This window comes from Aquabacterium sp. (genome assembly GCF_021768455.1).
In the GTDB taxonomy this organism is placed as follows: domain Bacteria; phylum Pseudomonadota; class Gammaproteobacteria; order Burkholderiales; family Burkholderiaceae_C; genus Aquabacterium.
Genome location: NZ_JAIZVX010000145.1, coordinates 1 through 10949, shown reverse-complemented (window position 1 = coordinate 10949; position 10949 = coordinate 1). Strand labels below are relative to the sequence as shown.

Genomic DNA, 10949 nt, shown 5'->3' with positions numbered 1-10949 from the left:
GATCTGCTGCGCCGCACCCGGCCAGCCGAACCCGGGCACTACGACGAGTTGCGCCTGCCTGATGGCAGCTTGCGCCCGGCCTGGGAAGCCTTTGCCGCCCACCTGGGCGCTCCGCTCGACGACCTGGGCCGCCGCCAGGCGCTGCTCACGCGCCAGATCCAGGAAGACGGCGTGTCCTACAACGTCTACAACGCCCAGGGAGGCCCCAGCCGTCCCTGGTCGCTGGAGACCTTGCCCCTGCTGATCGCGCCCGACGACTGGGCCGCCCTCGAAAAAGGCGTGGCCCAGCGCGCCACCCTGCTCAACCGCATCCTGGAAGACGCCTATGGCGAGCAGACCTGCCTGAAAAAGGCGCTGCTGCCCTCGGCGCTGGTGCTGGGGCACCCCGGATACGTGCGCGGCCTGCAGGGCGTGAAGCCCGTGGGCGGCGTCTACCTGCACGTGGTCGCCTTCGACCTCGTGCGTGGCCCCGATGGCGCCTGGTGGGTGGTTTCGCAGCGCACCCAGGCCCCCTCCGGCCTGGGCTACGTCATGCAGAACCGCCTGATCACCTCGCGGCTCTTTCCCGAGGCCTACCGTGGCCTCAATGTGCAGCACCTCGCCAGCGGTTACCGCCGCCTGGTCGACACCCTCACCAAGCTGGCCGCGCCCTGCGCCCAGGGTGGCACGCCGCGCCTGGCCCTGCTCACGCCGGGCCCGTACAACGAAACCTATTTCGAGCACGCCTACCTGGCCCGCTACCTGGGCCTGCCCCTGGTGGAGGGGGGCGACCTCATCGTGCGTGACGAGGCGCTCTACCTCAAGACCGTGCAGGGCCTGGAGCCCATCCACGGCCTGCTGCGCCGCCTCGATGACGACTACTGCGACCCGCTTGAGCTGCGCTCCGATTCCACCCTGGGTGTGCCGGGCCTGATGCAGGCGGTGCGTGCCGGCAACGTGGCCCTGGCGAACGCCCTGGGCACGGGCTTCCTTGAATCGCCCGCGGTGCACGGTTTCCTGCCGGCGCTCTCGCGCCACCTGATGGGCGAAGAACTGGCCTTGCCCTCGCTGCACACTTGGTGGTGCGGCGAGCGGGCCGCCTGGGATTCGGTGCGACCCGAACTCGACGAGCAGGTCATCCGCCCCAGTTACCCCTATGCCGGCACACCGGGCTTCGGCTCGCCCCGCCTGCGTCAGAGCTTCGATGCCGTCATCGGCCAGACGCTCACGTCCGCGGCGCTCAAGGGCTGGCTCGACCGCATCGACCACGACCCGGCCGCCTACACGGTGCAGACCTTCGTGCCCTACGCCCAGGCGCCCGTCTGGGCTGGCGACAAGCTGCACATGCGCGGCGCCTCCCTGCGCGTCTACGCCCTGGCCGATGGCGAGGGCGGCTGGCAGGTGCTGCCCGGTGGCATGACCCGCATCGCCACGCGGGACGCCGGCCCCGTCTCCATGCAGCTCGGCGGCTCCAGCCTCGACGCCTGGGTCATGACCTCCGGCACGGTGGACACCTTCTCCATGCTGCCCTCCGCGGTGCCGCTGGACGAGCTCGTGGCCCGCCAGCGACCGATCGCCAGCCGAACGGGCGAGAACCTGTTCTGGCTGGGCCGCTACACCGAGCGCAGCGAGATCCAGCTCCGCCTGGTGCAAAGCCTCATCAGCCTGCAAAACGGTGATGACGAACCCGTCGATCCGGTGCTCGATGCCCTCTCTGCCCTGGCCAAGCTCAATGGCCTGGTGCCTGCCGGCACGCCACCCCTGAAAAAATCCCCCCGCGTGTTCGAACGCGCCGCCCTCGAGGCCCTGGCCGACCCGACCGCCAAGCAGGGCGCCTACAGCCTGGCCTTCAACCTCGGGGCGCTGGAGCGCTCCTCCCAGGTGCTGCGCGACCGCTTCTCCCCCGAACACGCCCGCCTGCTGCGCGCACTGGGGGGCGACTTCCAGGCGCGCCTGAAGCAGACCATCCCGGTCGAACCGGAAGAGGGTGCCGAACTGCCCGCCAGCCTGCGCCACGGTGGTCCCAAGGGCCTGGCCCTGGCCCACGAAGCCCTCGAGCACCTGGGCATGCAGCTCTCGGCCGTCACCGGGGGGCAGACCGACCGCATGACCCGCGACCCCGGCTGGCGCCTGCTCACCGTGGGCCGCCTCATCGAGCGCCTCACCGCCTACGCCGGCTTCCTCAAGGCCTTCTGGGAGCACGACGCGCTGAACCACGCCCAGGGCTTCGATCAGATCCTGGCCCTGTTCGACAGCACCATCACCTTCCGCGCCCGCTTCCAGCGCCGGCTCGAGAAGCCTGCCTTGCTCGCCTTGCTGGTGCTCGACGAAACCAACCCCCGCGCCCTGGCCTGCGTGCTGCGCCGCCTGCGCACCGAGCTGGGCAAGCTGCCCGACCGCAGCGACCGCTCTGGCGACCTGCTTTCGCTGCTGCCGCACGAAGGCGTGGGTGCCTCCCTGGGCGAACTCTGCGATCCGGCCCTGGGCCACGAGCGCGTGCTGGCCTTGCTCAACCGCCTGATCGATGCGGGCTGGCGCCTCTCCGACGAGGTGGGCAGGCGATACTTCGCCCATGCCGAACCGACCGACTCCATGGTGAGCGCATGAGCACGCCCTTGCCTGAATCGGCGGACACGCCCGAAGCGCCCACCACCTGGGCGCGCCTGTCCGTCGAGCACGAAACGCTCTACGACTACGCCTACCCGGTGGAGCATGCCCAGCACATCGCCTGCCTGCGGCCACTGGCCGATGCGGGCCAATTGCTGGACGTGTTCGAGATGGGCGTCAGCCCCGTGCCCTCGCAGCACAGCATGCGCCGCGACAACCACGGCAACAGCCGAGCCTACTTCGCCCTGCATGCGCCCCACACCGAGCTCAAGGTCGTGGCCCGCAGCGAGGTCAGGGTGGCCGATCGCTACCTGGGCCTGCAGCCCGATGCCGGCGTCACCTGCGGCGAGGTCAAGGAGCGCCTGGCCTACCGCGCCCGCGCGCCCTTCGAGCCCGCCAGCGAGTACCTCTACACCTCGCCCTATGTGCCCCTGCATGCCGAGTTGCGCGACTACGCCAGCCAGTCCCTGCAGGACGATCGCCCCTTGGCCGAGGCCGCCATCGAGCTGATGCACCGCATCTACACCGACTTCGATTACGCCCCCGCCTCCACCGACATCTCCACGCCCATCCTCGACGTCTTTGACCAGCGCAAAGGCGTCTGCCAGGACTTCGCCCACCTCATGTTGGGCTGCCTGCGCGCCTGGGGCCTGGCCGGGCGCTACGTGAGTGGCTACCTGCTCACCCGCCCGCCACCGGGGCAGGCGCCCCTGGTTGGTGCCGATGCCTCCCACGCCTGGGTCAGCGTCTGGGTGCCGGGCCTGGGGCAGGCCCTGGCCGATGACTGGCTCGACCTGGACCCCACCAACGACTGCGTGCCCTCGACCATGCACGTCCGTGTGGCCCATGGCCGTGATTTCGGTGATGTCACCCCCCTGCGCGGCGTGATCCGAGGCGGTGGTGAGCACACCTTGTTGGTGCGTGTGACCACCCGATCGCTGGACGACAAGGCGGTTGAACCCTCGCTTCGCACCAAAACAGGAGCGTGATGCACGGGCTTGTGGCGTCGGGATGACGCCACGCCCGAAACTTGTGCTTCGTCATCCAAGCGTCTGGGCAGGCTGGCACACTCCATGCATTAGCAGGTGTGAAGCAGCTTTCCAAGGAACGCCCCACAGGGGGATCAGACGATGAGATTCTTTGACGAAATGCACGCGTCCGGCGAGGACGTCCGCGACCATTACCAGGCTTACCAGCGCTGGCTGAGTCGACAGCCCCAGGAGCTCATGCGCTCCCGCAGGGCCGAAGCCGAAATGATCTTCCGTCGCGTCGGCATCACCTTTGCCGTCTATGGCGACAAGGACGAAGACGGCTCCGGCACCGAGCGCCTCATTCCTTTCGACCTCATCCCCCGCATCATCCCCAGCCACGAGTGGAAGGAGATGGAGAAGGGCCTGAAGCAACGCGTCACCGCGCTCAATCGCTTCCTGGAAGACGTCTACCACGGTCAGGAAATCCTCAAGGCGGGCATCATCCCGGCCGAGCCCATCCTGAACAACGCGCAGTTCCGCAAGGAAATGGTCGACCTCAAGGTGCCCGGCGGCATCTACTCGATCATTGCCGGCATCGACATGGTCCGCGCCTGCAACCCCGATGGCAGCGGCACCTACTACGTGCTGGAAGACAACCTGCGCGTGCCCTCGGGCGTGAGCTACATGCTCGAAGACCGCAAGATGTCGATGCGACTCTTCCCCGAGCTGTTCGCCGAGCACCGCGTGGCCCCCGTGGCCCACTACCCCGACCTGCTGCTCGACACCCTGCGCGGCATGGCTCCGGCCAACGTCAACGAGCCCACGGCCGTGGTGCTCACGCCCGGTCAGTACAACTCGGCCTACTTCGAGCACGCCTTCCTGGCGCAGCAGATGGGCATCGAGCTGGTGCAGGGCCAGGACCTGTTCGTGAAGGACGACTTCGTCTACATGCGCACCACCCGTGGTCCGCAGCGCGTCGACGTCATCTACCGCCGCCTTGACGACGACTTCATGGACCCGGAAGTCTTCCGCAAGGACTCGACCCTGGGTGTGGCCGGCCTGCTGCGCGCCTACCGCGCCGGCAACGTCACCCTGGCCAACGCCTTTGGCACCGGCATCGCCGACGACAAGTCGATCTACCCCTATGTGCCCAAGATGATCGAGTTCTACCTGGGCGAAAAACCGATCCTGCAAAACGTGCCCACTTACGTGTGCCGCGAGAAGGACGACCTCAAGTACACGCTCGACAACCTGGCCGATCTGGTGGTCAAGGAAGTGCACGGCGCCGGTGGCTACGGCATGCTGGTGGGGCCGGCCTCGACCAAGGCCGAGGTCGAAGATTTCCGCAAGGCGCTGCTGGCCAACCCCAGCAACTACATCGCCCAGCCCACGCTCTCGCTCTCGACCTGCCCGACCTTTGTGGACAGCGGCATCGCACCGCGCCACATCGACCTGCGCCCCTTCGTGCTCTCCGGCAAGGAAGTGCGCATGGTGCCGGGCGGCCTGACCCGCGTGGCCCTGAAGGAAGGCTCGCTGGTGGTCAACAGCTCGCAAGGCGGCGGCACGAAAGACACCTGGGTCCTGGAGACCTGAGCGCCCACGATCAAACACTCACGGAGGTCACCCATGCTCAATGAACGCATCGAACAACACCTGCCCTCCCACCTGATCGAGACTGACACCGGGGCGATTCGCCAAGCAGCCCCGCTTACGGAGATAAAGCCCATGCTGTCGCGCACCGCTGACCACCTCTTCTGGATGGCCCGTTACATGGAACGGGCCGAGAACACGGCTCGCCTGCTCGACGTGAACTACCAGACCTCGCTGCTGCCGCAGTCGCAGGAAGCCGCGCTCAATGGCTGGAAAGGCCTGCTGAGCATCAGCGAACTGAGCCAGGACTTCCAGAAAAAGCACGGCGAGATCTCGCCCGCCAAGCTCATGGCCTACATGGTGAGCGACGCGGCCAACCCCTCCAGCATCCTGAGTTGCCTGCGTGCCGCGCGTGAAAACGCCCGGGCCGTGCGCGGTGCCCTGACCACCGAGGTCTGGGAAACCACCAACCAGACATGGCTGGAATTCAACCGCTTGCTGAAAGACGGCCTGCTGGAACGCGATCCTGCCGAGGTTTTCGAGTGGGTGAAGTTCCGCTCGCACCTCTCGCGTGGCGTGACCGTGGGCACCATGTTGCAGGACGAGGCCTTGCATTTCCTGCGCATCGGCACCTTCCTGGAGCGCGCCGACAACACGGCCCGCCTGCTGGACGTGAAGTTCCACGCACGCAACACCGAGTTCTTTGGCTCGGGGGCTGGCAACGAAGGCAAGGAAGTCGACTTCTACCACTGGTCGGCCGTGTTGCGTTCGGTTTCGGCCTTTGAGGTCTATCGAAAGGTCTACCGCAACGTGATCCGCCCGGAAAAGGTGGCCGAACTGCTCATCTTGCGTGCCGAGATGCCGCGCTCGCTGGTGCACTGCATGGACGAGGTCGTGAGCAACCTGCGCGCCGTGGCCAACGACCACAGCCACGAAACCCTGCGCCGTGCCGGCCGCCTGCGCGCCGACCTGCAATTCAGCACGATCGACGAGATCACGGCCACCGGCCTGCACGCCTACCTCACGCAGTTCCTCGACCGCGTGGGCGACCTGGGCTATGGCATCAGCCGCGACTTCCTCATGCCAGCGGCCTGACCGGCCTCGCTTCGAGCCCCGGCAAGGTGCCCGTCTGAGTGATCAGGCGGGCACTTTGTCCATCTGGCTCAGCACCCAGATCAGGCCCAGCGAGGCCAGCGGCCCGAACAGCGGGTGCACGATGGAGGCCACCAGGGGCACCACCATCAGCAAGGCCCGCAGACCCCAGCCGTAGAGCAGGCCACCCTGGCGCACATGGGCCACGGCGGTGTCCTGCCAGCGCTCGCGCTCGGGCGAGCCCACGGGCATGGCGCTGACGAAGCCCACATGGTTGAAGTAGCGCATGGCCATCACCGAACAGGCCAGGGCGGCGAAGAGCGTGGCCATCAGCGCCAGTTCGAGCAGCAGCCGCGGCGTGAGCGAAGGCCAGGCCACGCCCGGGCTGCCGAAGGTGTTGTGCAGCGAGGCGGCCGAGAGCGTGACCGTGCCCATCAGGCCCAGCACCGCGGTGGAGGCCGTGAGGGTGGCCGCCATCATGGCGTTGCGCAGGGTCTGCACCCCGGTGACTTCGGAGCCCGGATGCCGGCTGGCCGCACGCAGCCAGTCTTCGCGCAACTGGGCGTGGGCCGCGCGGGCGAGCCTGCGCGGCTCGCCTCGGTGGCGTTGCCGCTGCACCCCTTCGTAGGCCGCGACCAGGCCCACGGTGGCCGCGGCCGCCAGCCAGACCAGCAGATCGGCTTGCAGGAAGGTGCTCATGCGCGACGCTCCAGCCAGTCGAACAGCCCCATGCCAAACAGCATTGCGGCCACAAAGAGCAGGGCCGGGCGCTGGCCGCTGCCCAGCGCGACCAGGGCCGGGCCAGGGCAGTAGCCCGCCAGGCCCCAGCCCACGCCAAAGGCCAGGCTGCCCAGCACCAGGCGACGGTCGATGCGGGTGGCGGTGGGGAGCTTCATGGGCTCACCCAGCAGCGAAGTGCTGCGGCCTTTGGCGAGCCGAAAGCCCAAGAGGCCCACGGCGATGGCACCGGCCATGACCAGCGCGAGCGAAGGGTCCCAGGCCCCGGCGAGGTCCAGGAAGCCCAGCACCTTGGCCGGGTTGGCCATGCCGGAGACGATGAGGCCGATGCCGAACACCAGTCCGGCGATCAGGGCGCTGAGAAGCGAGGCGGGGCGCATGGGAGATCTCCTGTGTGGAACCAGCTGTGGGCTCAGAAGGGCAGGGCGTGGCGCAGCAGCCCCACGGTCAGAAACCCGGTGGCCATGAAGGCCAGCGTGGCCGCCAGCGAGCGCGGCGACAGGCGTGAAAGCCCGCACACACCGTGACCGCTGGTGCAGCCTGCGCCATAGCGCGTGCCCACGCCCACGATCAGGCCGGCCAACACCAGCATGGCGTCCGACGCTTGCACCTGCACGGCGGGCAGCGGCGCCCACAGCGTGTAGACCCAGGACGATCCCAGCAGGCCGATCAGGAAGGCTGCGCGCCAGGCGGTGTCGCCTTTCACGGGGCGAAGCAGCCCCCCCACGATGCCGCTGATGCCGGCGATGCGGCCATTCAACAGCGCCAGTCCCACGGCCGCAAGGCCGATCAGGGCGCCGCCGGCCAGGGCGGCCCATGGGGTGAAAGCAGGCCAATCGATGTGCATGGTGTCGTCCTTCGCTCAGGGCTGGAGGGGGCTGGCCTGCATCGCAGGGGGGCAGTAGAGCTGGTAGAGCAGCTGCAGGATGGTCAGCGCCCTGTCGTTGCAGACGCGGTAGAAGATGTGTTTGCCCTCGCGCCGGGTCTGCACCAGGCCTTCCTGGCGCAGCACGCCCAGTTGCTGCGAAAGCGTGGGCTGGCGGATGCCCAGGCGGTTTTCCAGATCGCTGACGCACTGCTCGCCCTGGGTGAGCTGGCACAGCAGCAGGAGGCGGTCCGGGTTGGCCAGCAGCTTGAGCATGCCCACGGCCTCGCCGGCTGCGGCCTGCAGGACGGCGATGTCGAGGGGCGGGTGCGGCGCTTCGGCGGCGGAGGGGGCTGCGCGGTCGTCGGTCATCGTGTGAAGCGAAGGGGTACAGGCGTTGACAACACTTTATAAAAATACATATTATGTGTCAACAGATTGATTGATGCATCCACGGATGCCCCACCCAGCAGGAGCCACCATGACCCTCCACCACCTTGCGCACAGCCAGGTCGAAGCCTTTTTTGATCCCGCCACCTGGACGGTCAGCTACCTCGTGCTGGACCCGGCCACCCGCCAGGCGGCCATCGTCGATCCGGTCCTCGATTACGACCCCAGGTCCGGCCGCACGCACACCACGTCGGCCGAACGCATCCTCACCCGGGTGCGCGAGCAGGACCTGAGCGTGGCCTGGATCCTCGAGACCCACGCCCATGCCGATCACCTTTCGGCCGCCGCCTGGCTCCGGCAGCAGACCGGCGCCCGGGTCGCCATCGGCCGGGCCATCCAGCAGGTGCAAAAGACCTTCAAGGCGCTCTTCAACCTGGAGCGCGACTTCCTGCCCGATGGCCGCCAGTTCGACCACCTGTTTGACGATGGCGAGGTCTTCCAGATCGGCAGCCTGCAGGCCACGGCCATGCTGGTGCCAGGGCACACGCCCGCCGACATGGCTTACCAGGTTGATGGCGCGGTGTTCGTGGGCGACACCCTCTTCATGCCCGATGTGGGCTCGGCCCGTGCCGATTTCCCCGGTGGCGATGCGGCGCAGCTGTACCGTTCCGTCCAGCGCCTGCTGGCCCTGCCGCCCGAGACCCCGCTCTTCATGTGCCACGACTACCCGCCTGCGGGCCGCGCGCCCGCCTGGGTCAGCACCGTCGCCGAGCAGCGCGCCCACAACATCCACGTGCACGACGGGGTGAGCGAAGCCGCCTTCGTGGCCATGCGCCGCGCGCGGGATGCCACGCTCGACATGCCCACGCTCATCCTGCCATCCATCCAGGTGAACGTGCGGGCGGGCGAGTTGCCGCCCCCTGAAGACAATGGCGTGCGTTACCTGAAAGTGCCGCTCAACGCGCTGTGACGCTGCGAATCACCGTCAGCCAAGAAAAAGCCGACCCTCGGGTCGGCTTTGTCGTTCCGGCCATGTGCATGGCCTTGCGGTGGGCGCCTCAGGCCGCAGGCGGCACGTAACCCTGCACCTGCTCGGCGCCGGCGCCAAAGAAGAACTGCTCCATCTGGCGGGCCAGGTACTGGCGAGCGCGGGCGTCGGCCAGGTTCAGGCGGTTTTCATTGACCAGCATGGTCTGGTGCTTGAGCCACAGCTGCCAGGCTTCCTTGCTGATCTCGTTGTAGATGCGCTTGCCCAACTCGCCGGGGTAGGGCGCGAAGTCGAGGCCATCGGCTTCCTTGTTGAGGTGCTTGCATTGGATGGTGCGTGCCATGGTTGTCGTCCAGAGAAAAAAATCAGATCACTTGAGGTGCTTGACCAGCACTTGCGAGCGCCGGTCCCACTTGTAGCTGCGCTTGCGGGCTTCGGGCAGCCAGTCGGGGTCGACCTGCGCAAAACCGCGCTTGATGAACCAGTGCATGGTACGGGTTGTCAAAACAAACAGTGTCGACAGGCCCATTGCCCGAGCGCGTTGCTCGATTCGCTTGAGGATGCGTTCGCCGTCGCCCTGGCCCTGCACGCTGGGCGAGATGGTGAGCGCGGCCATCTCGGCGGTGCTGGCTTCAGGGAAGGGGTAGAGCGCCGCGCAACCGAAGATCACGCCGTCGTGCTCGATCACGGTGTACTGCGCCACATCGCGTTCGATCTCGGTGCGGCTGCGTTTGACCAGGGTGCCGTCCTGCTCGAAGGGCTCGATCAGTTGCAGGATGCCGCCCACGTCGTCGGGGCTGGCTTCGCGCAGGCTCTCGAGCTTTTCATCGACGATCATGGTGCCCACGCCATCGTGCGTGAACACCTCCATCAGCAAGGCGCCATCGACCTTGTACGGGATGATGTGCACACGCTCGACGCCCCCTTCGCTGGCCTTGACCGCATGCTGCAGGTAAAAGCCGGTGTCGGTGGGCTGCAGCGGGTTGGGCAGGGCGGCCAGCAGGCGCTTGGCGTCCAGCAGGGCCAGTTCTTTGTCCACTTCCTCGTCGGGGTCGTGCTGCTTGGCCTCCAGGGCGGCGGCCTGGCTGGGGTCCTGCACGATGCTTTGCAGGATGCCGCGCACCTCGGTCACGAAGATGAGCTTGTCGGCCTGCAGGGCGATCGCGGCACTGGTGGCCACGTCTTCCATGCTCAGGTTGAAGGCCTCGCCGGTGTGCGAGAAGCCAAAGGGCGAGAGCATCACCATGGCGCCGGTGTCGATGGCGCGGCGCACGGCCATCGCGTCGATCTTGCGGACCAGGCCGGTGTGCATGAAGTCGACCCCGTCGACGATGCCGACCGGGCGGGCCGTCACGAAGTTGCCCGAGATCACGCTGACCGAGGCGCCCGCCATGGGCGTGTTCGGCAACCCCAGCGAAAACGCCGCTTCGATTTCGTAACGCAGTTGGCCCGCGGCTTCCTGGGCGCAGTCGAGTGCAACCGCGTCGGTGATGCGCATGCCGTGGCTGAACTTCGAGACCTGCCCTTTGGCGCGCAGCTGTTCTTCGAGCTGGGGGCGAAAGCCATGGGCCAGCACGATGCGGATGCCCATGGCCTGCATCAGCGCCAGGTCCTGCACAAAGCTTTCCAGCTTGCCGGCGGCCACCAGCTCGCCGGAGAGCCCCACCACGAAGGTCTTGCCGCGGTGCGCGTGGATGTGCGGTGCCACGGAGCGAAACCAGGGCACGAA

Annotated in this window: 11 protein-coding genes; 5 read left to right on the top strand and 6 right to left on the bottom strand. The window is 67.5% G+C overall.

What is annotated here, in order from left to right; all coding sequences use genetic code 11:
* The 4 genes from QZ994_RS16120 to QZ994_RS16105 all read left to right on the top strand — a co-directional run.
* Nucleotides 1-2586, top strand: a 2586-nt coding sequence (locus QZ994_RS16120; protein ID WP_290873900.1) for a circularly permuted type 2 ATP-grasp protein, incomplete at its 5' end; no start/stop codon positions are given.
* Complete coding sequence (locus QZ994_RS16115; protein ID WP_290873898.1) at nt 2583-3575, top strand: transglutaminase family protein; 993 nt, start codon at nt 2583-2585, stop codon at nt 3573-3575. The genes QZ994_RS16120 and QZ994_RS16115, both read left to right, overlap by 4 nt.
* Nucleotides 3576-3716: 141 nt before the next feature.
* Nucleotides 3717-5150 (top strand): circularly permuted type 2 ATP-grasp protein, encoded by a 1434-nt coding sequence (locus QZ994_RS16110; protein WP_290873896.1) that lies wholly within the window; start codon nt 3717-3719, stop codon nt 5148-5150.
* A gap of 132 nt (nt 5151-5282) precedes the next feature.
* Nucleotides 5283-6242: an alpha-E domain-containing protein gene (locus QZ994_RS16105; protein ID WP_290873903.1), complete on the top strand. Its 960-nt coding sequence runs from the start codon at nt 5283-5285 to the stop codon at nt 6240-6242.
* A gap of 42 nt (nt 6243-6284) precedes the next feature.
* On the opposite strand, the gene QZ994_RS16100 is transcribed toward QZ994_RS16105, so the two are convergent.
* From QZ994_RS16100 to QZ994_RS16085, 4 genes are read right to left on the bottom strand one after another with little or no spacing between them, the layout of a single operon-like run.
* On the bottom strand, nt 6285-6938 hold the full coding sequence (locus QZ994_RS16100; protein ID WP_290873893.1) for a DUF599 domain-containing protein: 654 nt from the start codon (nt 6936-6938) through the stop codon (nt 6285-6287).
* Nucleotides 6935-7357: a YeeE/YedE family protein gene (locus QZ994_RS16095; protein ID WP_290873891.1), complete on the bottom strand. Its 423-nt coding sequence runs from the start codon at nt 7355-7357 to the stop codon at nt 6935-6937. Before QZ994_RS16095 ends, QZ994_RS16100 begins: the two co-directional genes overlap by 4 nt.
* A 32-nt stretch (nt 7358-7389) precedes the next feature.
* Nucleotides 7390-7824 (bottom strand): YeeE/YedE family protein, encoded by a 435-nt coding sequence (locus QZ994_RS16090; protein ID WP_290873889.1) that lies wholly within the window; start codon nt 7822-7824, stop codon nt 7390-7392.
* 15 nt (nt 7825-7839) lie between these two features.
* Nucleotides 7840-8214, bottom strand: a complete 375-nt coding sequence (locus QZ994_RS16085) for a metalloregulator ArsR/SmtB family transcription factor (RefSeq protein WP_290873886.1) — start codon at nt 8212-8214, stop codon at nt 7840-7842.
* A gap of 109 nt (nt 8215-8323) precedes the next feature.
* On the opposite strand from QZ994_RS16085, the gene QZ994_RS16080 reads away from it, so the two are divergent.
* Complete coding sequence (locus tag QZ994_RS16080; RefSeq protein WP_290873883.1) at nt 8324-9202, top strand: MBL fold metallo-hydrolase; 879 nt, start codon at nt 8324-8326, stop codon at nt 9200-9202.
* 88 nt (nt 9203-9290) lie between these two features.
* On the opposite strand, the gene QZ994_RS16075 is transcribed toward QZ994_RS16080, so the two are convergent.
* Both QZ994_RS16075 and argA read right to left on the bottom strand, forming a co-directional pair.
* Nucleotides 9291-9563 (bottom strand): oxidative damage protection protein, encoded by a 273-nt coding sequence (locus tag QZ994_RS16075; protein ID WP_290873881.1) that lies wholly within the window; start codon nt 9561-9563, stop codon nt 9291-9293.
* Between the two features lie 27 nt (nt 9564-9590).
* A partial coding sequence (argA, locus tag QZ994_RS16070; protein WP_290873878.1) for an amino-acid N-acetyltransferase occupies nt 9591-10949 on the bottom strand: 1359 nt, incomplete at its 5' end.